Below are 24,311 nucleotides of genomic sequence, written 5' to 3'. Positions count from 1 at the left end.
AATACAATATAGCTCTATAAATTGCATTTTTAAGTTTTATACAGAAGGAATACGTTTATAAATAACTCTGCCTCCAATCGAGCTTGGGATAGCAGCTAAATTCCCACTCTTTATTGCTTCACGGATTTTTAACTCATTCGGATCTTGATTTATTACAAAATTACAAGAAGTTAACTCCTCCGGAAGCTTAGTAGTATTAAATAATTTAGAAAGTTTAAAATCATTACACTTTAGTCCTGAGGCACATTCAAATATCGAATCTCTTTTTTCTGTATCAAACCCAAGACAAAAATTTGCACCCGCTAATTTGACATCAGAAAAAAGCCAAGTGTAATTTTTCTTTCCATCAATAAAATTAGCCTTCCCAAATTTACTAGACTCCAAATTGGCAGCAAGAAAATCTACTCGAGTTAATTTGGCATTAGTAAAATTTGACTGAGTTAAATCGGCATTGGAAAAATGCACATTGCTAAGATTAGAATTTCTAAAATTCGCCTCGGTCAGATCAGCTCCATTAAAATCTATATTTTCTAATATACTGCCCTCAAAATTAACATAAGCTAACTTACCTCTAGATAAGTCCACATTTACCAAATGAATATGCGATAAATCAAGACTATCAGAAGTGGTATGAGGCATGTCATATTCTCCTTCGACTACAAAATTTAAGATTGCTTGAATATCAGTTTGAATCTTTTCATTATATGGCAATCTTTTGTCATTAGAATCAATAGAGCGATGGTTTTTTACATATGATATTAACGTATGAAGGACTGGCCAATAAAAATCTTTATTGGTTCGAGCCAAATTTTCTAAAGCATAGATTCCCCCAACTCTAACTTCTAGCTGAGGTGATGCTAATGTATTTAACATCGCTGCAAACGTTTCATTCTCAAGCTTACTCTCGGTTATCTTCAAATTTAATATGTTGGCTTGAAGACTTTGATTTCCGTTAGTTCTAATTTGCTCTAACTCTTGCCCCCCTAGATAAAAAGTGGCAACTACTCCAAAGGCTTTAAAAAACCGAATGAGTGACTCTCCTTGTTCATTTTCATTGTTAGAACTTATTAGAAATAGCGTTAGGGTGAGAATTCCGACAAACCAGACTAGGGAAAATTTATAATTAGCACTTATTACCTGATACAAAAAAATTAAAAAGCAAAATGTGAAAACAACATAACTCATTGTCTTTAAATTTATTATCTTCTTCATTTCTTATCGCCTACCTTAGCTACAATTACTTGCCATAAATGAGTGCACATGCTATCACATAAAATTTTTACACTAATATGATAACGTTTAAATCCAAATACTGGCTTCCTTTACAAAGACAGGGACAGATCCTTTCATTATCCAAAGAGAACAAGAAAGACATGCTCCATGATTTTTTAAATATAACAATATGATTTTTAAATATATTTAATAAAAACCACTTTCCTTCTCTAATAGCCTCTAATAAGAGGTCAATCTTATTTTTAATAACAGCCAAAGTAAACTTAGTTTACAAAAAATTTTATTCAGCATAAGATTAATCGTTACTAACTACCTATACCGTACTTATTAGGATAATGAACTTTCACTTAGGCTAAAGGATGAAAACAAAAATCGAACCACTGTTTTTATATAAAGGCTTAGGCTTTCTTATCGAATTAGAAAACGTAGAAATGATTAAGTTCAATGAAGAATGGCTTCCAAAAATTGATGTCCAATACATTGCTGATGAGTTAATAAAAAAATTAGCAATTCAGGAAGAAAGATTAACTGGCAATCAAGTTAAATTCATTCGCTCTTATTTTTCTATGCCCCTACGAGAATTTGGCAAAACAGTGGTTCATGAATCACATACCGCGGTCAGTAAGTGGGAAAAATGCGGGGATGAGATAACCAGCATGAATGAAAATACCGAACAAGTGTTACGAATTTACATTATCGAACAGACACAGACCAAGACTCAAGCTGAACGAAAGAATTTCTATTTAAACTTTAAAAAAAGCAGAGTATTTGTGAATGCCGAACGCAAAAAGCCCAAGCCGATTCGATTAAATCTTTGCGCATAAACGTTCCCCCGATCTACTCAAAATTTATTTACAATTTATCTTCCATCTCAAAATCAGACAAAGTCTTACCAAATTTAAATAAATGGTAAGACTTTGTCTGATTTTGATTAAATTAAACCCTGACAATTTGTCACAGTTTGAAAATAACTTCATATATATTCAATCAATAACAGGTAGAAAAAACCTTTGACAAACACTCCGATTTAAATAAACATCATCAATAGATAACCATTAAACTAAACTTTCACCACAATTTTTTAACTCCCAAAATCAATGAGCCTAAATCCGTCCAAAACAAGGCCGACCTTAACCCGACACATCAACCCGGCACAAACCCGACATAGGAAGATTCAGTACTAGCAAGGAGAAATAACCTGTCGAATCTAAAAACCAGACAAAGCAAAATTCTCCAGGCCGACCCACCTCATAACTCCAAAATCTGTTTTTTATGTGTTTACGCGCGCGAAGTAAAAAATTTTTAAACAATTTTGAACAAAAATAACCAATTACCAATGCAAAAAACTTCTCAATAAAAAAATAAAAGGTTCATTTAATATCATTTACTATCAAACCTATTTCCCCTATTGACACTCTCCACCAATTTCCTAGAATGAATCAAGTTTAATGCATCTTGGTTATCTAAATGTCATCGATTGATAGCGTTTGATATCAATTGAAATAAAAATAGAAGGTTAAAACAGGAGTAAAAATGGATTTCTTATTCGTCACCACCTACGAACTGGACGCACTCAGTGAAATCCCTCTCATGCAAAGAGTGGTCTATCTCATGGGCATCCGTCCCTACATGGACAGAAAGACATTCATGGTCGGCATTAAACGAAAAATCAGCTACCAATCGCTTAGAGAAACACTTTATGTCGCACCAATCAAAGGCGTAAAAACAGGCTGCCCTAGTCACCAACAAATGAAACGCGTAATTAAATCACTAGCTCGTCAAGGCATTATAGAAATTCGTTCCACAACCAAAAACCTCATTGTGAAATGCCTTCTGGCTAACCCATATGAACCTGTAGATATTGAAACTAAATCTCAGCCTGAAAATAGCTCGCCCACACAAGTAGAACAGAACCAGTCAGCACCACCAGAGAATCTGAAATCAATGAAAACCGGAAAACCAGCCTATTTGTCAAAACCAGATTTCACGCCGAAACCCGGCAATAACCTAAAAGAGCTATACCAAAAATTCGAACAATTCTGGGAAGTCTATCCTCTACCCAGCTATAAAGCTGAAGCATGGAAGAAATTTCAGCAAATTGACCCTGATGAGAACCTTTTTGTACTGATCATGGATAGACTGCAAAAACAGTTAACAGAAGCTAATCAGTCAGGAGCTTACTGGCCTTATCCTGCAAGTTGGTTAGGTCAAAAAAATTGGCTTGGCAATACTCAAAAATAATAAAAGCTGAAAAAAGATAAAAGCAATCTAATAAAGCATTCAATTATCTAAGTACATTAAGTTATTAATATAAACTCATAACTAAAGATAAATATATAGGGTCAAAATAGACCCCACATATTCTAAAATGTATTGTTGTAATTGAATTAGAATTTAGATTTTTCAATGATATAATTTATATCTTTCGATTTATCATTTTGTATTTCTGAAAAAATATTTGATTTTTCTGATTGTTCACAAACATATTTAGTTAATAACAATCGAATAAAAGGTTGATATCCTAGACCACTTTCTTTCGCTAATATTTTTAATTTTTCTATTAAATCTTTTTGTAGTCTAATAGAAATTATTTGCAATCCTAATTTATCATCAAGATTTCTCTCAATTTCATTTGCTGCTTTTTGGACAAACTCCTCTGATGCTCCATAGTCACCATTTTCCCAAGCAGCCTCATATTTTTCATCATGCGTATTGTGCATAAATTCTCACCTCTGTAGGGTTGGGAGCATAAGCTGATTTAATTTCATATCGTCCATCCGGTAACTCAATGTATACTATCTTAAGTTCTCGTCCAACATTCGTACTTGAGATAAACCAATAAGTTGGCGGTGTTGTCTTATGATTAAGTCTAGTATCTATAAGCAAACCTTTTGTCCTGTTTAAGAAACATTCCTCAATTTCATTGACATCAACATTATGCTTGCTTTTTAGCTTGAGCAAAATCCTATTACTAATAATTAAATTATTTAGCTTCACTTTAATTGTAGCTCCTTGTATATACATAAGCAATACAAATAGTGTTATATATTAACAAAATGACATCAAATCGCACATTAATGCGAATTTAACTAATCTGCAATTTAAGGTAACTATATATGAAAATACCTATTATTTCCTCCTTATAATGCCTATTTTCAACATAATAAAACCCTTAAGAATAACTTCTCAACATACAAATGTTTTATTTGTTTAATGACCTAACTTATATTTGAAGGTGGTTTCATTGTGCGTCACTGCATCACTTATGCAGTGACGCAGACAAACTTCCTTAAAATTCAAATTTAAAATCAAACAATTAACAAATAAAATCCAATCCCACACCACAGGATTGAACAAAATATTCCTCTTAAACCTATTGCCCCAAGATCTCACCTTTGCTAAATTTTTCATAAGCATAACTGATGAGCCTGTGCAACTCAGGCGAAACCCTCGGGTCTTATGCTAAGCCATTCTCATCCCTTAACCTGTGGCTGGACGTCTAGTCGGGAATCTGTAGTTCTAGGATAGGCTACCATCGGGTAGATAAGTTAATAATCACTTCTTTATTAACCATGGATCAGCGGCAGCTGCTGTTGGATTGCCGTGCGTTTTTGTATTTAAACAATAAGGAGATAAACCACTAAAAAACCGTTGTACCACAATAATCATTAACCTTGATTTGTCCCACCATTTCGAGCCTTGCAGCGCAAGCTGGATATCCTCTTTGAGTGAATCGCTCGATTAACACTAAACCAAAGACAGGGCAAATAAATTGATTGAATAAAATTATGCGCAAACACTCTTTAAGACAAATAGCAAGCCAGTATCTGGATCATGATAATAGCGGTAGCCCTCGTGGCAAAAAATACCGTCGCTTTGTTATTCTTAGGATGATTGAGGATCTCTTTGTTCTTGGCCTTGCGCCATCCAATTGGCCGGGTTTGACTTCCATCCATTTGCAACACCTGATTCAACATTGGCATAAGAAAAAGGTTAAACCTTCGACCCTTATGAATTACATGACCATCATCCGAAAATTTCTAAACCATGTGGGTCATACTGCTGAAAATATTGATAATCACAGTCTTGGTTTGCAAACTAAAAAAATTAAGAAGAAAACTCGAAAAACTTCTGCTGATTTGCTTGATAAGATCAATGATCCCATTGCCAAAATCCTTTTAGGTTTTCAAATTCATTTTGGCTTGACCTTGAGCGAAGCCATGCGCATTTTGCCAGGAGTACATATCCAAGAGCATGAATTACTACTGACACGAGAAATCACTTTTAACAGCAAGGATAGGAAGATTCCTATTCGCTCCGAAGCCCAAATAAAGCTTATACAGGATTTTAATACATTAACCCAAGGAAACGGATGTCTTATTACCACTCATGGTTATAGAGCTATCTGTTTTAGCTGGCAAAAAGCGATGAAGTCCTCAAAGTTACCCAGTAAGAAATGCTGGCGTTATCTTTATGCCCAACAATTAAGTTCACAACTATCATCTCAAATATCCCATTACCGTTTGTCCTTACTCATCATGGATGAAATGGGTCTGAAATCCCGTACCACACTTTGGAGTTATCTCAATGAGCAATAAACTGCGCAGTGCACTTTACTCGGTACACCAATTAATTAAACAAATGCAGGGTTATTCCTATGCCAGTAAGGCGGATATGAAGCATATGATTAATCGTTGCATGAAAGATCTGCATGAATTGGGTTTTAAAGTTAGCCATTTAAATGGCCTAAAGCCCAAACATATTTATGTGCTTGTTGAACATTGGAAAAAACAAGGCAAGAGTCCAGCAACTATCAAAAATTACATGTCCAAACTGCGTAAACTCGCTTATTTTCTGGATAAGCCTAAACTGGTTAAAACTGGTAATGACTCCTATCAAATTGATAAGCGCACTTATATTCCTACTCAAAATAAAGCCATCCACCATATCGATTTAGACTTATGTACCGATCCGCACATACGCCTTTCACTGGAAGCACAAATGCTTTTTGGTCTACGTAGGGAAGAATCCATGAAATTTGTAGTCAGTGAAGCATGGCATGGTGATTGTTTGCATATCAAACCCAGTTGGACAAAAGGCGGTATCGGTCGATTGCTTAAAATCACCAATGATGAACAAATGAAATGGCTATCAAAAGTCTGGCAACAGATAAGACGGGGTGAGTCCCTAATTCCTACGGAAAGAACTTATAAGCAAAATTTAGGTCATTATCAACAACAAACTAAGTTAATGGGCGTCTGTAAATTGCATGGCCTGCGTCATGCATACGCTCAACGCCGATATACCGAATTGACTAAAGAATTTGATTCTTTAAAAATTGGATTAATCTGTCCTATAGCGGGTGGAAAACCTACAAAAGAACTCAATCATGAAGAGAAGCAAATTGATAGGCGAGCGAGATCCATTATTAGCCGTGAACTTGGTCATTCTCGATTGAACATTACTAAAACTTATCTTGGATAAAGACGCAACGGAATTATCGTTCAAAAATGATAGCCATCAACCGAATTAAAAGGCATTATCATGACTTTTAAACTATCAGCCCATAGTCAATTATGTCATCAACATTTAAAACGAAGCCTGTTAGCCAGGATGAAATGCTTCTATACTGTCTAATAGGAGAAGCTGTATGGATGATTCAACATTTAGAAGATGTACTTAGCCATTCAATCACTTTGAAAAAGCATGTTAAGAAGCCTTATAATTTGCCTTTAGAACAAGGTAATAAGATTTTAGATGAATACCGTTCTTATACTCTCGGAAAAGCTATTAAAATAGTTGATCAAGAGAATATATTTCCCGAATCATTGCAACAAGTTTTAGCCAATTTCTTACCGAAGAGGAATTGGTTGATACATAAATGTATGTATCAAAGCAAAAATGATTTTTCTTCTGCACGTAGCCTGCAAGGTCTCTTCGATAAAATTAAGGGGATTGCCGAAGAGGCTGATCTTATCCTGAATCTTATAGAAGAATATCTTATTGAGTTTTCAGAAATAAATGGCCTGGAAATGTCAGCGGCTCGGGCTATAAGAGCAAAATATTATGAAAATTGTTAATCTAAAAATTTAATAACTAACGCGGATACTGGTTTTAACGAACTAGCTGCATCAACTGATCATAATCATTAATAACATCGTATTTCACTTGATCAGAGGTTAGCTTTTTAAAATACTTACGCGCACATTTAACTTTGTAATCTTCAATACGCCGTAATTCCATGGTATCCAAAGAGCCTTTTGTCTCAGCAATAAAGTATACATGCTTTACCGAACCTTCATTAAATGCTATTGCCCAATCAGGAGTATATTTTCCTACGGGAGTCGGGATGTAAAAATCTCTAGGCAGCTTAGCATAAACAATGACCTCTGCACTTTTATCTAATTCTTTAACGAATTTACGTTCTTGGTCTGAGTCAGTAAAAACATAGTCATAAATATGATGTTTGACTGGTTCAGCCTTGCTTAGATCTTGTCGTATTTTTTTATGAGTAAAAATAGTTGAATCATAGGTTCCTGCTAAAGCGTCATAAGTTAAGTGTTCCACGACAACAGCGGCTTTTTGTTCTTGAATTATCTTTGCTGCCTTTAGAATAAAATCTTCAGGGTTCTGCTGATATTGCTCGAATACAGCTGAATCAATCCCTTGTAAAATATGGGCTATTGTTTTACGTGTTAGATTAGTTTCAGTGGTTAACTTACCAATTAAATCATATTTTACTCCTGATCTATCTACTACCCCATCGTATGGTGTTTCAGTTCGATTTAATTGAAATGCTTTGCCATGAGCAAGATCATCGGTATTGAAATCTTTGTTTTGAATCCCGCGTTCTATAACATAGGATATTTTCGCAACTTTGAGTCCTTCGTTTAAAGCAATAGTACTTTTTTTAATTAATTCATTGCTATTAAATTGTACTGTGTAAATAGCTTTCCTATTTATTTTTTTCCAGAGAGACTGAAACTCTTTCTTGTGGAAGTTTGCATTTAGTTTGTTTAATTTAGATAGACGCTCATCCTCAATTACTGGCTTGATATCGTCACTCAGAATGGTATCTAAAAGCATCCAAATTTGATCTGTATATGGTTTTAATTCCTCAGGTAGCGGAGCAAGCGTGTGTGCGATTTTAGCATTTACATAATTGGGTGTTAGATAATTACTCTCATTTACATATTCGTTCTCAAATAAATAATTCTCCAGTTTCACAGCTAATTGACGATTCATCTCAATAGTACCATCTTCTGTATTCAATTGTTTACCTAAAAAATAGGTCGTATCGGCAACCCTTGGTCTTGAAGCCAACGACTCTCGAATGTCTTTTTGTAAAGCAGTAACAAAATCGGCATAACTTTCATTAGTTACAACCGTTAGTACATTTGTTTCATGTACTGTAGTAGGGTCATCCATGCGCTCACCGTGTTGATTCACGGCCAGCCGCATCCCACGCCCTACTTCTTGGCGACGAGAAATAGAACTGTCGCTATGTTTCAGAGTACAGATGACAAAAACATTGGGGTTATCCCATCCCTCACGTAATGCAGAATGAGAAAAAATAAACCGTACTGGAGACGTTTCAGGGGACAGTGATAATAGTCGCTCTTTATCCTTTAAAATTAAATCGTAAGCATCTACGTCATCAGTTTCACCAGTCTTTTTAAAAAGATGTGGATCAACCAATCGTTGGCTCTTTTTATCTTTAGAAAAATAACCGTTATGCGTTTTAAAGGACTCAATTCGCTCTAAATAATTCTTATAGTCACCATCCACCGTCTGTAAAATTTGATTCAAATATCTATCATATTCTTCTTCAAAGATCTTGGCATATTCACCTCGATCATCTCCATCTGGTGCATCATAGCAACGGTATTTTGCTACCTCATCAATAAAGAACAAAGACAAAACCTTAATTCCTTTGTGGAATAAATCTTGTTCCTTTTCAAAATGTGCTTTAATTGTTTCTTGGATCTGAATGCGTCTTAACACTGATTCGTCTGGATCGCCAATCACCTCGCCTACTTTAATTACTTCTCCATTTGAAAAATGCAGCGTCCGTGTATTAGCATTTATATCCGCAACAAGGAATCCCTTATAAGCATCCATCTTTGATATTTCGAATAAATTGTCATTTTTGCCTATCAATCGATTGAGTCTTTTCAGAGTCTTATGCTTTACTACCATTTCAATTCTTGCAACTGGTGGTTTATCTTGTGAGATATCTATAGATTCAAGATACAGATATGAATTACTACCTCGAATGCCTCTAACTGAAATACCACACACCGAGATTTTTTTAACTAACTTTTTTTGATATGCATCTAACGCATCAAGTCGGTAAATTTTATTATATTCTTTTTTATGAGTTGCCGAATAACGTAAAATCATCAAAGGATTAAAGGTCCTCAAAGATTCAACCGTTTTGTCACCCTCCATTTTCTGAGGCTCATCCAAAATCATAATAGGACGTGTTAATTTAATCACATCAATAGGCTTTCTGGACTGAAATTCATCTAATTCTTCATGAATTCGCCTGGCATCTTTTCCTGTTGCATTGAAAGCGTGCACATTAATGATCATTACACGAATCCCAGCATTAGATGAAAAACTCTCTAAATCAGACAATGTTTTGGAATTATATATAAAAAAATTCACTCTCTTTTGGTAATCCTCCAAAAAATGCTCAGCCGTTATTTCTAGAGATTTAGCTACCCCTTCACGTATCGCTATACTAGGAACTACTATAATAAATTTACTCCATCCATATCTACGATTTAATTCAAAAATGGTTTTTATATAACAATAAGTTTTGCCCGTACCAGTTTCCATTTCAATAACCAAATTCGGTACAAAACCAGTTTGGCTATCCTGCTCTAAACCTTGTGATATTGGTAAATATTGTCTCGATTGAACTGCTTGTATGTTTTTCAACAATTGATTAGAAGTTAACATTATTTCTTGATTACAAAATCCACTCTCATTGAGATTTTTTAATTGTGTTAGTCCATTTGGCTCAATGTAATATTGTGCTTCTCCTATGTAAGGCTGGCCTAAAAAACAATCAGCGATAGAAGTAACTGATTCTGTTTGATAGTCTTGTTTTTTAAATTTTAATTTCATGCAATATCCTTTATTTTAGACACCTCATAAGATTCTAATTTCAGTTTCAGGTGATAAATGTTTAAAGATTTGCTCTACATTAATTTTAAAACTATCAGTTCTAAATCCTCCATCACGAAATACAATTTTTTCAGGTTTATAGGCCGCTAAAGATTTTACCAACTCCTCACTAATGCAAGTTTCTACACAAACTATCAAAGTATTTGTATTTCCTGTTTCTATAAAAAATACTTCCTTGTTATAAATTACCTTTTGCATAATAGGCAAAGTTAAATCTATACCCCAATCAACTAAAACTTGAAATAACAAATCCTCTGGTGTCCTATTTATCTTAATGTTATTAATTTGATCAGATAACTCGCTTTGTGTTAGTTTCATAGGTTGGTGGTAAACTTCTTTTAGATTGGAGTCATTAATTTTTAATGAACGAAAGCCTAAATCAATTAATCTGCCCTTTTTTTTATCTATATATTCGCTTTGAATTATTTTACCAGCAGAGCGTATGCGTTGCCTGCTTATTTCAGCAATATTTGTATACCCTAATTTAAATAAGTCTGATTTCTCATTACATCTTTCAGGAAGTTGAACCATAATAAATTTTCTATTACCACCGTCCTCCATATTTAGCTGCATAACAGCATGTGCGGTTGAGGATGAACCGGCAAAAAAATCAAGAATGATTTCTTCCTCATCTGGATTAGTGCACAGAGTCAACATTCTTTGGATAAATGCTATTGGTTTTTTACCATTAGGGAACTGAATATCTCCTTCCTTAGATACATTATTCCAATTAAAATCATCCCAGAGAGTCCCTATTTTATTTTTTTTTACAATTGTGCCATTTTCTTTCTCGGCAACATCATGAAGCCATGCAATCAAATCTTTATTTTTACCTCTGTAATAAAGTGTTGTCTTAATATTTTTATTCTTGCCACTGATGGGAATATACTCAATACTGTAAAAAGTATTATTTCTATCTGTTGCGTTAATTACTCTCTCTCTGATTGAACTCTGGGCATTTGTATCTCGAAAAATTTTATCGAAATATTTTATATATATATCTTCTTCTGGTAGTCCTTCTTTTTTAGAAAGATCGGAAATGGTAGCAATTTGCACATCATCATGTTTATATATTTTTATAGGTTTTCCAGCCCCATCATAAATCTCCGAAAAAAATTCTTTCTCACCCAACGAGAGCAGGATTCGTGTATATTTCCAACTTTTTTCTTCTTCCTGATACTCTTTGATATAAGAGAATAAATTCTTTTTCTCAAAAACATCATTGAATTTTTCAAATTGCAATTTCGATTTGCAATAGCACAACAAGTATTCAATATTTTTTTTCAACCTAATATCTTCACCTCCGCCACTTGCACCTGCTGTTGGTTTAGATTTAACAGAAATTTGATTAATAAAATTCTCGTTTCCAAATATTTCATCACAAAGGCTTTTTAAATTATTTACCTCATTATCATCTATAGAAATAAAGATCACTCCATCATCTCGAAGTAAATTTCTAGCCAATTTTAAGCGGGGATACATCATACTTAACCAATCAGAATGAAACCTACCATTAGTCTCAGTATTTAATATCATTCGACTTCCAATTTCATTCACTTGGCCCGAGTTCAAGCAATATTCTTTTTCTTTTAAACTAAAATTATCCACATAAACAAAATCTTTGCCTGTATTATATGGTGGATCAATATAGATCATTTTAATTTTACTAATATATGACGCTTGCAATAACTTCAAAGCATCCAGGTTATCGCCCTCAATAAATAAATTCTTAGTATTATCAAAATCTACACTTTCTTCACGGCACGGCCTAAGCGTTTTAGAAGTAGGGATATTTGCAAGAATTAATGCTTCATGCTTGCCAGGCCAATTTAGTTGATAACGTTCTTGAATACCATCAACAATAGGAGATTTTGATAATTCTTGTTTTAATTGATCAAAATCAATAGCGCGAACCACTCCACCATTCTTTTTTGTTTCAGTTATACAGTTAGGGAATATGGCTGCTATTTTCTCAATGTTGTCGTCTGTAATGTCTAGAGTCTGCATCTTCAATTTTTGCACAATTCCCCCTTTTGTTTATACCATAAGCAAAAATTTAATTGTTGCTAACCTATTTCATCCTTTTGTTAAAAATATATCGGCAAAAGAAAAAAGAAATTTAGAAATGGTATAAAAGCTGTTACTAGAGATGTGTAAAGAAGAATAAGCACCCTAACTACCAAAGTACACCCAGAAGTACACCTAGCAGAATTTTTGATTTTTAAGAAGTTTTACTACAAAGATACAACTTACTGATTTAAAAGGGGAATTGATGGTCGGGACGGAAGGATTTGAACCTTCGACCACTAGCACCCCATGCTAGTACGCTACCAGGCTGCGCTACGCCCCGACTGGTAGCGAATAATATCTAAATCGAGAGAAAATAACAAGGGTTTAGGGTATTAACTTGGGGCTGGGGGTCATTGGGATTATAGAGGCTTCTTGTTGTTCGGCAATGTCGTCGTCTGTGCCGTCTACGCCGGTTGTCTCATATCCAGGTACTCCGTCGCCGAGTAAGTTTGCCATATCGCCGCCCATAAATTGATTCTGATTCAAATCATTTGAGGTGCCTTCTAACTTCATGTCTTCAGCTAAGGCATCCATCGGGGATACGATGGTATCCGGTTCCTTACCTAAATCGACCATTTTAATGCCTTAAAAAAGTATTGTTTTATTTATTAATTTTAGCAGATTTTTGAGCTAACCACGGGCATGTGGCTTGATATCTGTAGGCGGATGCGGATGATTAGGAGATTTCAGTTAAATTTCCCGCCTGCGCGGGAATGAAAAAATTTATCCCAATTCGAGTAATAACTCTTGTTCTTTATAACGAATTTTTAATTTTTTGCGCTTCAAATTTAGAATGCGATATTTGAATGTATCGATTACAACTGTTCAGCTCAGCATAGCGCAAAGAAGAAACCGCATGGGTCAGCTCGTTCTGGGCACTGGAATAGGCATAATCAAGAATCAAATACCCTGCTTTTTCAATTAAAACAGAGGCCATACCCAGTCTTTCTGCGCAAGTAGTTCTTGCCTGGCTTGAAATCAAAGAAGCTACGGTTACAGATAAATCCTGGCACTGTTGGGCTAATACCTCTTTTTTTTCTAAAACATCAGCATGCATGTTAAAAGATAATATGGGTAAACTGAGAATTAAGGCCTTTTTTAAACTCACGTTATTCATATGAACTCCTGTATTGTCTTAAGATAACCGTTATTAAAATAAAATATTCTTTAATAATGAAATGAATAGTGAATCTGGAGTCGAATCCTTTCTATGCATCAATAACTTTATGCTTTATTCCAGGACAAAAAAATCATCCGGGAAACTCCCGCAGCAGGAACTTAGCTTCACGCCCATTTAAGTCAGGGAAATGCAGTTTAATGATGTAGGTTGGTCTAGACCCAACATTGTAGCCTGGATGGAGAGATGCAGTCGTAATCCGGGATGATGGGTCGCCGAATATTGGGTTACAGCGTTCGCTTTCACCCGGACTACGTCATTGTTATCCATTGAATCCTGGTCTATCCAATAGCTTTTTGTTGGGTCGTGACCCAACCTACCATTATTCTTAACTTAACAGCGGTAAAACTTGGCTCGCAAGGAAATACTTTTTAGATTTTCTATCTTGTGAAGTCCTGAACCAACTCGATAAAAGCCAATAAATCTTTTAACCAAAAGCATTAATTCCAGTGATATGCCTTCCTAATACCAAGGTATGAACGTTATCCGTACCTTCATAAGTAAAGACAGATTCCAAATTAAGCATATGTCTGATGACATGATACTCAAGACTTATTCCATTCCCGCCCATTAGGTTCCTACATTTTCGTGCAATTTTCAATGCCTCACGACATGCATTCCCTTTGGCCAGAGAAATCATGGTAGGATTTTCTCGCCCCTGATCTTTCAAGCGGCCTATTTGTAAATTAAGGCACTGAGCTTTGATAATTTCCGTGTACATATCCGCTAAATCTTTTTGGATTAACTGAAAAGAAGCCAAAGGTTTATCAAATTGTTTGCGCTCTAACAGATAACCTCGAGCCATATCAAAACAATCCATAGCAGCCCCCATTGCTCCCCAGGCAATGCCGTAACGCGCCTGGCTCAGGCAACTTAAAGCAGCTCCCAACCCCTTCTCAGACCCCGGCAAAAGGTTTTCATCAGGAACAAAAACATTATCGAATACTAATTCACCGGTGATGGAGGCACGCAACGACATTTTTAATTTAATTTCAGGACAACTCATTCCCTTGGATTTAGTATCAACAATAAACCCACGAATGCCCTGTTCGGTCTTGGCCCATACAATGGCAATATCGGCAATAGGGGCATTGGTAATCCACATTTTGGCACCATTTAAGATCCAGCCACCCTCTGTTTTTTTCGCATTAGTACGCATACTTCCGGGATCTGAGCCTGAATCAGGTTCGGTTAAACCAAAACAACCGATGATTTCGCCGGCAGCCATGGCAGGCAAAAAGCGCATTTTTTGCTCTTCATTACCAAAACGAAAAATAGGATACATGCATAAAGAACTTTGCACGGAAACAAAACTGCGTAAACCACTATCACCCCGCTCCAGCTCTTGGCATACGAGGCCATATGCTACATAAGACGCTTCCGCGCCGCCATATTGCGTCGGTAACGTTAAACCCAATAATCCCAGATCGGCAGATTTTTGAATGAGCTCACGAGGAAAATGGGCATGCTCAAAAGACTCTGCCATTAAAGGCATTACGTCATTGCTGACAAAGCGCGCTACACTGTCTCGTATCATGCGCTCATCGTCGTGCAATTGCTCATCAAGAAATAACAAGTCGTCCACTTTCTGTCTCCCTTTTGTCTGACTGTAATGCGATTACCGCCTCTACTATACTTTCCTGACTTGGTAATAAATATTGCCAAGCAGTGCCTAATGGAATAAAACAATCTTTGCCTGTAATTCGTTTGACTTTCAAATTGGACGACGCTTCTTCCATTAAAAAGGTCACCAACCCTTCACTTAGCGAGCCGCTTTGTCTGCCTTCATCAACAATTAAAACGCGCTTTGCCGTAGCCACTTCTTTTAAAATCGCTTCTTTAGGTAAAGGACTCAGCCAACGTAAATCAACGATTTTTACCTCAATACCATATTTTTCCTGCACTACTTTGGCCGCCTGGCGAGATAAATAATAACCATTGGCGTAGGTCAAAATCACCGTCTCGCCTTCACCGTAAACCCCCACTTCACCCAAAGAAATCATTTCTTGCGGAGCTGGATAATCAAAAAGCCATCCGTTATCCCCGGGACGGTGCAAATCCTTAGTCATATATAAGGCAATAGGCTCTAGAAAAACCACCACTCGCCCTTCCTTATAGGCCAAACACATACAAGTACGAAGCATTTTGGCGGCATCCGGGCCATTAGAGGGACAAGCAACAATCACCCCCGGTAAATCACGAAGCACCGCGAAGGAGTTATCATTATGAAAATGCCCGCCAAATCCCTTTTGATAAGCAAGAGAGGCGATTCTAAGTACCATAGGATTTTGATATTGCCCGCTGGAAAAAAACGATAAAGTGGATGCTTCACCTCTTAATTGATCTTCAGCATTATGCAGGTAGGCTAAGAACTGAATCTCCGGAACCGGAATAAATCCATTATGAGCCAATCCAATTGCCGTTCCTAAAATAGTAGTTTCATCGAGCAGCGTATCAAAAACCCGCCGTTGGCCAAAGCGCGCCTGCAGGTCAGCAGTCACGCGATACACCCCGCCCTTCTTACCAACATCTTCACCAAAAACCAACATATTAGGGTATTGCATCATCAAGTCAGTCAACGCAAAGTTAATGTGTTGGCACAAGTTTCTTTTTTGGCCTAACTGATTATAAGCACTGGCAAACACTTGAGCTCGTTGTGTCTCATCAGGAACTGGCAGGTTTGTTTTTTTTTCTATCGTAGGTATTAAGGAAGCCATGACCTCATCAGCGCTGCTCATTCTGGGTTCTCGAATGGCTTCAACAGCCTTTGCTTCAATTAAAGCGCGATTATCCTGATACAAATCGACCATAGCCTGCAAACTCATCCACCCTTCTTTATATAATATACGAGCAGTATGCAATAAAGGATCTTGAGCTTCCCGATGCTCAATTTCAGCTTGAGTATTGTATTGCGATTCAATATCAGAACCGGCATGTCCCAGCAGACGCACACAACTCATATGTAAAAAAACCGGTTGTTTTTTAATGCGCGCTAAATATTCAGCTTCCTGGGCTTTGGCGTAAACATCCGCAATATTTAATCCATCACAGGCAATATAATGTAGTCCTGGCCGCGAACTGACAGAAGATTTTATCCAGTTAGCCGGAGTAGGGACTGAAATGCCAATGCCATTGTCCTCACAAATAAACACTAGAGGTAAAGGATAATTTTGCTGGCTTATCCAGGAGCAGGCATTCAAAGTAGTCTGGGTCGAAGCATGATTCGTTGACGCATCGCCAAAGGAGCAAAGAATCACCGAATCTGCGGCGAGCTTACTGGGGAGGTTTAATTCTTTTGCTCGCGTGATAGATAATGCCGTGCCTAAGGCCTTGGGCAAATGAGAGGCAATGGTCGATGTTTGGGGAGGAATATGCAAAGGCACACTGCCAAAAACCTTATGTCGCCCCCCAGAAATGGGATCAGAGGCGGCGGCAACGAGGGACAACAAGATGTCTTTGACCCCATCAGTTCCGGATAATTGCTTGGCGCGCTGTAAATAAAATCCTCCGCTGCGATAATGCAAAAAGGCCATATCCGTGGTTCTGAATACCTGCCCCAATACTGCATTACCTTCATGACCGCTGCTGCCAATAGTATAAAAAGACAAGCCTTTTTCTTTTAATTGCCTGGCAATTAAATCAAGAAGTCGTGACTTAATTTGAGAATCGAAGAGATCCAGGGCAGTTTTTTTATCCAATTCTGCTGTCGCTGGACTTATACTACTGTTTGGTTCTGGAAAATCTGCTCGCAGTACCCGCTTAAGAAACTGCTCATCAACTACACTGGCTCTATCTAACATCACTACACCCTATTAAGATTGCGCAATGACCAGAAGAACTCCGGGTATCTTCAAAAAATCAGCTTATTCATAACCATATGATTTTAAATCATAAACTAATAAAATGATGACGTTCCCAGCTCAAATCCTGGTGTCCTTTCCTGGTGAATTATAAAGCAATTCATCACTTTGCCGATAACAAAGAAGAGAAGTATATACTCATTCAAAATGAACCGAAAGGATGGTGTATGGCCATTGAAATGAATAAATCTCCCAGTGTTCGATTAACCCCGGTACAAGAAATAAAATTGGCTAAACCGGCAACAGAACTTTATGTTGGCCAAATTTTAAAAACCGTAGTCGTTACTGCATTAACCAACGATCAAGTGCTCATCAATATTAATGGCCAAAACCTCAATGCCCAATCCTCTCACCATTTTATTCCTGGAGAATTGTTAGAGGTAAAAGTAATCGCCAATGCCGATCAAACCGTTCTTGAGGTACAGCACCCCCATCTCTCTTCCTCAATACTGCAAAATACCCTCTTACTGACCTTGCCCAAACAGGCTCCTCCCACAAGCCTGATTAATACCTTGAGTCAATTAGCGCATTTTGAGAACTTACCGGAGTCCATTCAGCAACAGATTGCCGGTATTTTGAATAACTTCGTTTCTATTGCGGAATTACCCCAACAATTAGGGTACGCCATCAATCAAAGCGGATTATTTTTTGAATCCGCTTTATTAAAATGGCAACGAGGCATGAATCCGCGGCTGTTGAGGACTGATTTTAAAGGACAATGTCTTAGGCTGTTAAAGAGCTTACCTGCTGTGAATAAAAAAAACAGCAGCTTATTGCCCAATCGGGAGTCCCCCTTATTAGAACAAGATCCTTTACCCTTACCAGGAGCAATTCCACAGCCCTTGCCTAAAGATTCAGTTCTTTATCTGCTGGAACAATCTCCTGAAGAATTACAATCTATTTTGGCAGAGCAATTAACCCAAGTGCTTGCAAGAATTACCGCCAGTCAGATCAATCATTTATCCCAGGGCAGTAAGGAGGGGTATTTTATCATGCTCGATCTGCCCATCAGAACCTTGGACTCTATTGATGTGATTCCATTAATGATTAAGCAACATCAGGCAGAACCCATGCAACCATCCAAATGGTGCCTTTCTTTTGCGTTGAGTTTGTCCCGCCTGGGAGATATGCAAGCTACTGTAGCGCTATATAGCAACAATGTAGACATTAAAATTAATGCGCAAAAACCGGATACCATCGATATACTTAATGAATATCAACAAGAAATAGGAGCGCTGCTTAGTAAATCAGGACTTAACCTGCATCACTGGAAATTACAGCTTGGTCTGGAAAATAATCATATTGATGTACCCAACTTACGATTATTGGACATAAGGATATGAAAAAAAATAAAACCAGGGCCATTGCCCTACGCTACGATGGGACAGGTGTTCCCTACGTTACCGCCAAAGGGGAAGGCACTATTGCCGAACAGATCATTGCCACCGCAAAAGAACACGGCATCCCCCTGGAACAAAACGAAGAGCTGACTGCTTTATTAGCAGCCGTGCGCATCAACGAAGAAATTCCCCAATCCCTCTATACCGCTGTCGCTCAAATATTAGCCTTTCTTTATTATGCCAATGAACAAAAACCAGAGGAATAACTCTTTTATCCTTATTGGCAATAATTGACCACATAATCTACACTTTGGATAAATATAATAATATGGGGTTTTATGATGAAAGGAATAATCATATTAGGGATTGTTTTACTGACAGCAGGCTGCTGTTGTACCACCGTCCAATACCGACAAGTAACTGTCGCACCAGTAGCTATCGCCCCCGTCGTGGAACCCGTTATTTTAAGTGCAGATTATCCAGGCCCCTTAGATGTTACCACAACGACCATTGATTATTATTAATGAATTCAGGGATTATTTAGGGCATGTTCACTTACTTAATCCCTACCTGCAACACTTAATTTAACGTTAACAATTACTTAATCTGCTCTTAAGCTATCCAAGTCTATAATATAGATAATATAAAGCCGCATCTGAGGTGACATCATGGTAGCTCCACTCACAACTCGCGAGGCCCAGGCTCAAGCAATATATATGAGTGAATTGGCTAAAATAGCCCTTGCAGAAGCTGCAAGAAAAGGGGACACCCTTTCCTTCGATCCCCAAGGACGAGTGCTCATCGATATAACTCCCAGTGTCGAACAAATAAACGCCATAATGGCAAAAATAAAAGAAAAAATAGAGCTTCCCGACGAAATAAAAACCTTGGATCAGGCAGTGGGCAAAAAAGTGACGCCCACCACTACCGTAAGCCTGGATATCAATACCACCCCTGAATTAAAACGTATTTTCGACACTAAGCTAAAAAATGCTTTAGTGAAAATTGAAGCAGGCAATCCCAGGTCTCCCCAAAATGCTACGGCAATAATGGAGCAGCTCGGCACAAAACCTAAAAGCAGTCTCATTGCCTTGCAACAGGAATACCATTTCCATCTGGCGCTGGTTAACCGGGTCTATGAAAAAATAGCTCCTAACTTACCTAAAGCCAAAATGGAAGCAGCGCATCAGGCCGCGATGGCTGAAGTGAATCAATTAGTGATGGACGCCTACGCCAAAGCCCTCAAAGGAGCGATGAAAAACGGCACTTTGGATATGGCCAAATTAAACAAATCATTAGATAAGGCCCGCAAAGAAATATTACCCGAAGCTCACAGCATCATGATGAAACAAATAGTGAGACATACAGGCGTTATTTTAACTCAAGAACAACTCAAGGGCGTTACCAATCCTGATGGGGCTAAAGAAACGATAAAACACGTTGCTGAGGGTACTACCGCAACACCTAATGATGTATTGCATCTTGACTCCGAACTGGGTTTAGCCACCTTGATTGCAGGCTCAGAAAATACCGCCCATGATCGCCTTGAAGGAAAGCAATTCGCTCACCGCCAATTGATTACTCATAGTTTAAAGGCAGATGGCAGTATCGAGGCAAATAAAAACCCCCGTATCCAAATACGTACTCCTTCCCCAGTCTTGAAAAAAGGCCTGGCAGACGATAATGCTTACATCAACGATGTAGCCACTAAATTAGTCGCTGTTAAAGAAGAGTACCATTTAACCCAACATCTGTCCGGTGATGGGCGCAAACCCAAAGCCTTTGTTTACAATAGTTACACGGCGATCAACGATACTTTGGGGGATATAAACGGGAATTTACAAACCCAAAGCGCGGATCATATTTTACGTGGAGCACATCGTTATAATGTAAGACAATTACGCGATAATGGGGCTGATCCCGTATTTTGTTTTGTCCAAAACATTTCTGTCAATGGTTTTGGGGATACCTTGGGCTACGGCACGGGCAACCCGTTAAGGGAAGAATCGACTCTAATGACAGAGATGGCATTACTACATACCCTTTACGATACTTCTACAGGGGAAGAACAAGAAAAGATAGCAAAGGTATTTGATAAATATAAAGAATATCTCCGCAATCCACAACGCCCTTCCTATTTTTCCAACTCTCCAGCAGGACAACAAGCTAAAACAATGATAGCGGAGCTAAAGGCCGAGTGGAAAAATAAAGAAACTCCAGAAGTAGCGAGTGTTCAAGATAAAGTAATAAATGGCTTAAAAAATTTAATGGCTCATAATTTACATTTCGATCATGAATATTCCAAACTCTTTCAAGCTTTGTCAGTCTACTCTGAAGAAGCATCGATTGGCGGCTGTAAAAGTGGTAATGAACGCGCCCAAGCAATTAATGGCCGTATCGCAATATTAGATAGTTTATCAGCTGGAAAAGATTCTCCAGAAATGCGAGAGATTATAGAAGCTCTTTCTGCCTTAGCTACAGGAGGAGATACTGTTCTGCAATCAGCACAAGCACTTAAAAATGCTGTAGATGCCGAATACAATAGAATAGGTCTACAAAGTGCCGCATCCATTGTCAGTCTGGTAGACCAAGGCGCCTCTGCAAAAGTTGAAGCAAAAAATGGTTCCGTCTGGTGGTGGACATCCAGGAATTATGCTGAAGAACAAAATTCTGCAATGGATAACCTTCATCAAAGCAAAGCAGGAAGCATGCAAGCACATAAATCACTAACCACAATGATGGCAGAAGCATGGGATTTTTTACCAATAAACTGGTGGGAGCGATTAAAATCAGGCCCTCTGGGTACCGTGGGCGGAGTAATAGCCATCATCATTGCTCCTATTGCAGTAGTAGTTTTGAGTTACCACGCATTTGATAATGCGGCAAGAACGTCTAAAACGCTTGAGATTATTGCGATGCGAAACGAGTCTAATCCAGACAGGCCCAAAACAATGAATGGCAGTTACGGGGTTATGTCTAAATTAAGTGAAGGAAAAGAACACGCGCCTCGTGCCCGTGTAGCACAAGACGAAGATGCACATGCTCTCTCCCAGGAAAGAAGTGCTCCTCCTGGTTTAGGTATAGCAACTAGCCTGCAAACAACGGGCCCTGGCGGGTTATTCGCGACAAAAGTGAATGCTGATACAAAAACGCAAACTGTGAACGAGGAAGTGGGGAGCGACCACACGCCACTATAAATAAATAAAATTGTTTTAATCCTCTAATTCAGCCACCTCGAGGTGGCTGAATTTTATAAGTCAAAAGCCCCCCTCAATCTGGACATGGAATGTAATTCCATGCTAAACAGCAGTTTTGTTCTTGTTAAAATAGACCATGAAAAAAATTCCGCTTCTTATTCTTCTCGCACTGGGTAATGTAGCCTGCCATGCCTTACCCAAAGGCTTTGTTTACCTTCACGAAGTAGCTCCCGACATTATTCAGGACATGCGTTATGCTACTGCCAATAATTTTATTGGCAATCCTATTCCAGGATATAAAAAAGGAGTGTGTATCGTAACCCGCCAAGCCGGAGAACAATTAAAAAAAGCGCAACAGGAAATTAAAGCCAAAGGATACACGCTGAAAGTCTATGATTGTTATAGACCGCAAAAGGCCGTTAATTATTTTTATCAATGGAGCCAGGATCCAGCGGATCAACGCCAAAAAGCTACTTTCTACCCACGTGAGAATAAAAAAAATTTATTTAAGCATGATTACATTGCCCTTTCTTCCGGACATACTCGAGGCAGTACTGTCGATTTAACGCTGGTTAAATCTAATAGTCCATCTAAAACGGCTAAAACCCATTTAATACGCTGCTATGACCGATCACCCAACTATCTTAATGATGGCTCCATTGATACGGGAACCCGCTTTGATTGTATGGATAAAAGCGCTCATATTCATTACGCCAATTTGAGTAAAGCCCAAAAAGAAAACCGTTTGTTATTACAGCAATTAATGATTCGTCATGGATTTAAACCTTATTTATATGAATGGTGGCATTACACCCTCAACAATGAACCCTATCCTCATACTTATTTTGATTTCCCGGTCAACTAGCTCAGGGCATAAATGATCATAAAGAATCTATATTGATTAATTTTAAATCATGAAGTATCATCGCTATCCGTAGTCAAAAAAGTACTATCTTCGGAGAATTACAGATGCGTATGCCCAAGCTGTTTTTATTATCTTTAGCACTCAGTGCTAATTTATTTGCCCAGGATGTCAAAGTAGTTGGAACCCTAGAACAAACGCTTAAAATACCTCAAAATAAAACCTTAAATGCCAAACCAATCATCCAACACATTAAGTTACTTAAAATACAGTTATCAAATTCAGCACTTCTTGCTCTAACCCAAAGAACAACGGCAGCAATCAATAAAGCGGGGACACACGCTACTTCAGCCAATCTTCCCAGCAAACTGGATTTAGGAATGAATGATGTACCTGTTTTAAATCAGGGTAACTTTGGCTCCTGTGTTACTTTTGCAAACACTGCTGCCGTAGATGCTGCCTTAAATAAAGGAGATTACATCAGTCAGGTATGTCAATTACAACTCGGACTGTATTTAGAAAAAAATGGCTATACTCTGAGTGGCTGGAATGGTTCTTACGGTCGGCTTGTTTTAAATCAAATGGAAACCTTTGGCATAGTCAGTAAAGAAAAACAAAAAAACCAAGGCTGTGGTGGTTTTACCGAGTACCCTACCAATGACATGCCTTCTCAAGATACGGCAATGTCACCAGAACAATTCCACCAACTGAGTGAAAACCTCGGTGATAAAACAGTAACCTGGTCTCCTATCCTTGATGTTCTTCAAGCAACCTTAGACAGAACAAATACCGAGAAAACCATTAATGATATTAAAGTGGCCTTGAATGAAAAGGATAGAGTCACTTTTGGAGTTCTGCTTTTAGATTTTGATCTGGGTATGGCCGGTGCTGTTGGAACTCATAACGCTAATTTTGATACCTGGGTTTTAACCCCGGAAATTGCTCGCGATATTTATCTACGTCCATTATTCGGCGGACATGAAATGATTATTACCGGTTATGATGATGATGCCATTGCTACTGATGATCAAGGCAGACAGCATAAAGGCTTATTTACTTTGCGTAATTCATGGGGTGAACAAGTTGGAGACAAGGGAAATTTCTATATGTCCTATGATTACTTCAAAGTACTGGTTATCGAGGCTCAACGTATCCGCAATCTCCCCAATGAAGACGAAACCCCATCTGAATAATATACCGCATGATTATTAGTACAATGCTAATGCAAAAATAGATCCCCGCCTACGCGGGGATAAAACATTTTCATGCACCTTATTTGTAGTTAACAACAAGAATCCTTAACTTGACGGCTATGGGCTAGAGCCCTCTTCAGGCCGAACGGATCGAGTTCCTTATCCTAAACTGACGTTAGTCATT

At 37.9% G+C, this 24,311-nt stretch carries 20 protein-coding genes and 1 tRNA gene; 11 read left to right on the top strand and 10 right to left on the bottom strand.

Annotated features, from left to right (window positions below):
* Positions 1 to 36: 36 nt before the first annotated feature.
* Positions 37 to 1,212 carry a pentapeptide repeat-containing protein gene (locus LOX96_RS12010; RefSeq protein ID WP_052673728.1) on the bottom strand — a complete coding sequence of 392 codons (1,176 nt, stop codon included), beginning with the start codon at positions 1,210 to 1,212 and terminating at the stop codon, positions 37 to 39.
* A 380-nt stretch (positions 1,213 to 1,592) separates the two neighbouring features.
* Between LOX96_RS12010 and LOX96_RS12005 the strand changes: the two genes are divergently transcribed.
* Together LOX96_RS12005 and LOX96_RS12000 are read left to right on the top strand one after the other, a co-directional pair.
* Positions 1,593 to 2,057 (top strand): hypothetical protein, encoded by a 465-nt coding sequence (locus LOX96_RS12005; protein WP_045106964.1) that lies wholly within the window; start codon positions 1,593 to 1,595, stop codon positions 2,055 to 2,057.
* A 709-nt stretch (positions 2,058 to 2,766) separates the two neighbouring features.
* Complete coding sequence (locus tag LOX96_RS12000) at positions 2,767 to 3,474, top strand: Vir protein (protein ID WP_250421983.1); 708 nt, start codon at positions 2,767 to 2,769, stop codon at positions 3,472 to 3,474.
* 146 nt (positions 3,475 to 3,620) lie between these two features.
* Here LOX96_RS12000 and LOX96_RS11995 read toward each other — a convergent pair whose 3' ends face one another.
* A complete protein-coding gene (locus LOX96_RS11995; protein WP_045106966.1) occupies positions 3,621 to 3,953 on the bottom strand; it encodes a CopG family antitoxin in 333 nt (110 codons plus the stop codon).
* Complete coding sequence (locus tag LOX96_RS11990; RefSeq protein WP_197541144.1) at positions 3,937 to 4,230, bottom strand: hypothetical protein; 294 nt, start codon at positions 4,228 to 4,230, stop codon at positions 3,937 to 3,939. Before LOX96_RS11990 ends, LOX96_RS11995 begins: the two co-directional genes overlap by 17 nt.
* Positions 4,231 to 5,021: 791 nt before the next feature.
* Between LOX96_RS11990 and LOX96_RS11985 the strand changes: the two genes are divergently transcribed.
* The 3 genes from LOX96_RS11985 (at position 5,022) to LOX96_RS11975 (ending at position 7,313) form a co-directional block, all read left to right on the top strand.
* Positions 5,022 to 5,831 carry a phage integrase N-terminal domain-containing protein gene (locus tag LOX96_RS11985; protein WP_250421984.1) on the top strand — a complete coding sequence of 270 codons (810 nt, stop codon included), beginning with the start codon at positions 5,022 to 5,024 and terminating at the stop codon, positions 5,829 to 5,831.
* Positions 5,821 to 6,717, top strand: coding sequence for a phage integrase N-terminal domain-containing protein (locus LOX96_RS11980; protein WP_045106969.1), 897 nt, complete (start codon positions 5,821 to 5,823; stop codon positions 6,715 to 6,717). The genes LOX96_RS11985 and LOX96_RS11980 overlap by 11 nt, the downstream gene beginning before the upstream one ends.
* 170 nt (positions 6,718 to 6,887) lie before the next feature.
* Positions 6,888 to 7,313, top strand: coding sequence for a hypothetical protein (locus LOX96_RS11975; protein WP_147292365.1), 426 nt, complete (start codon positions 6,888 to 6,890; stop codon positions 7,311 to 7,313).
* 34 nt (positions 7,314 to 7,347) lie between these two features.
* Here the strand turns inward: LOX96_RS11975 and LOX96_RS11970 are convergent, their stop codons facing one another.
* From LOX96_RS11970 to LOX96_RS11940, 7 genes are all read right to left on the bottom strand, one after another.
* Positions 7,348 to 10,368, bottom strand: a complete 3,021-nt coding sequence (locus LOX96_RS11970) for a type III restriction-modification system endonuclease (protein WP_250421985.1) — start codon at positions 10,366 to 10,368, stop codon at positions 7,348 to 7,350.
* A 24-nt stretch (positions 10,369 to 10,392) separates the two neighbouring features.
* Complete coding sequence (locus tag LOX96_RS11965; RefSeq protein ID WP_250421986.1) at positions 10,393 to 12,450, bottom strand: site-specific DNA-methyltransferase; 2,058 nt, start codon at positions 12,448 to 12,450, stop codon at positions 10,393 to 10,395.
* Between the two features lie 251 nt (positions 12,451 to 12,701).
* Positions 12,702 to 12,778 (bottom strand) — tRNA-Pro (locus LOX96_RS11960).
* A 44-nt stretch (positions 12,779 to 12,822) separates the two neighbouring features.
* Positions 12,823 to 13,032 carry a hypothetical protein gene (locus LOX96_RS11955; protein WP_250421987.1) on the bottom strand — a complete coding sequence of 70 codons (210 nt, stop codon included), beginning with the start codon at positions 13,030 to 13,032 and terminating at the stop codon, positions 12,823 to 12,825.
* Between the two features lie 220 nt (positions 13,033 to 13,252).
* Entirely contained in the window at positions 13,253 to 13,615 is a 363-nt protein-coding gene (locus tag LOX96_RS11950; RefSeq protein ID WP_250421988.1) for a hypothetical protein, read from the bottom strand.
* 487 nt (positions 13,616 to 14,102) lie between these two features.
* Entirely contained in the window at positions 14,103 to 15,260 is a 1,158-nt protein-coding gene (locus LOX96_RS11945) for an acyl-CoA dehydrogenase family protein (RefSeq protein ID WP_250421989.1), read from the bottom strand.
* Positions 15,238 to 17,475, bottom strand: coding sequence for a dehydrogenase E1 component subunit alpha/beta (locus tag LOX96_RS11940; protein WP_250421991.1), 2,238 nt, complete (start codon positions 17,473 to 17,475; stop codon positions 15,238 to 15,240). The genes LOX96_RS11945 and LOX96_RS11940 overlap by 23 nt, the downstream gene beginning before the upstream one ends.
* Positions 17,476 to 17,618: 143 nt before the next feature.
* On the opposite strand from LOX96_RS11940, the gene fliK reads away from it, so the two are divergent.
* The 6 genes from fliK (at position 17,619) to LOX96_RS11910 (ending at position 24,127) form a co-directional block, all read left to right on the top strand.
* Complete coding sequence (gene fliK, locus LOX96_RS11935) at positions 17,619 to 18,878, top strand: flagellar hook-length control protein FliK (protein WP_250421992.1); 1,260 nt, start codon at positions 17,619 to 17,621, stop codon at positions 18,876 to 18,878.
* The gene (locus LOX96_RS11930; RefSeq protein ID WP_250421993.1) at positions 18,875 to 19,141 is read left to right on the top strand and encodes an EscU/YscU/HrcU family type III secretion system export apparatus switch protein; all 267 of its coding nucleotides are present in this window, start codon (positions 18,875 to 18,877) and stop codon (positions 19,139 to 19,141) included. The genes fliK and LOX96_RS11930 overlap by 4 nt, the downstream gene beginning before the upstream one ends.
* 72 nt (positions 19,142 to 19,213) lie before the next feature.
* Complete coding sequence (locus LOX96_RS11925; RefSeq protein ID WP_250421994.1) at positions 19,214 to 19,399, top strand: hypothetical protein; 186 nt, start codon at positions 19,214 to 19,216, stop codon at positions 19,397 to 19,399.
* Between the two features lie 144 nt (positions 19,400 to 19,543).
* Positions 19,544 to 22,072, top strand: a complete 2,529-nt coding sequence (locus LOX96_RS11920; protein WP_250421995.1) for a hypothetical protein — start codon at positions 19,544 to 19,546, stop codon at positions 22,070 to 22,072.
* Between the two features lie 136 nt (positions 22,073 to 22,208).
* Positions 22,209 to 22,937 carry a M15 family metallopeptidase gene (locus tag LOX96_RS11915; RefSeq protein WP_250421996.1) on the top strand — a complete coding sequence of 243 codons (729 nt, stop codon included), beginning with the start codon at positions 22,209 to 22,211 and terminating at the stop codon, positions 22,935 to 22,937.
* Positions 22,938 to 23,041: 104 nt separating this feature from the next.
* A complete protein-coding gene (locus tag LOX96_RS11910) occupies positions 23,042 to 24,127 on the top strand; it encodes a C1 family peptidase (RefSeq protein ID WP_250421997.1) in 1,086 nt (361 codons plus the stop codon).
* Positions 24,128 to 24,311: the final 184 nt, after the last annotated feature.

Source organism: Legionella maioricensis (genome assembly GCF_023618015.1).
Lineage (GTDB): Bacteria > Pseudomonadota > Gammaproteobacteria > Legionellales > Legionellaceae > Legionella > Legionella maioricensis.
Note: the sequence above shows the minus strand (reverse complement) of the source record. Positions and strands in the feature narration are given on the sequence as shown.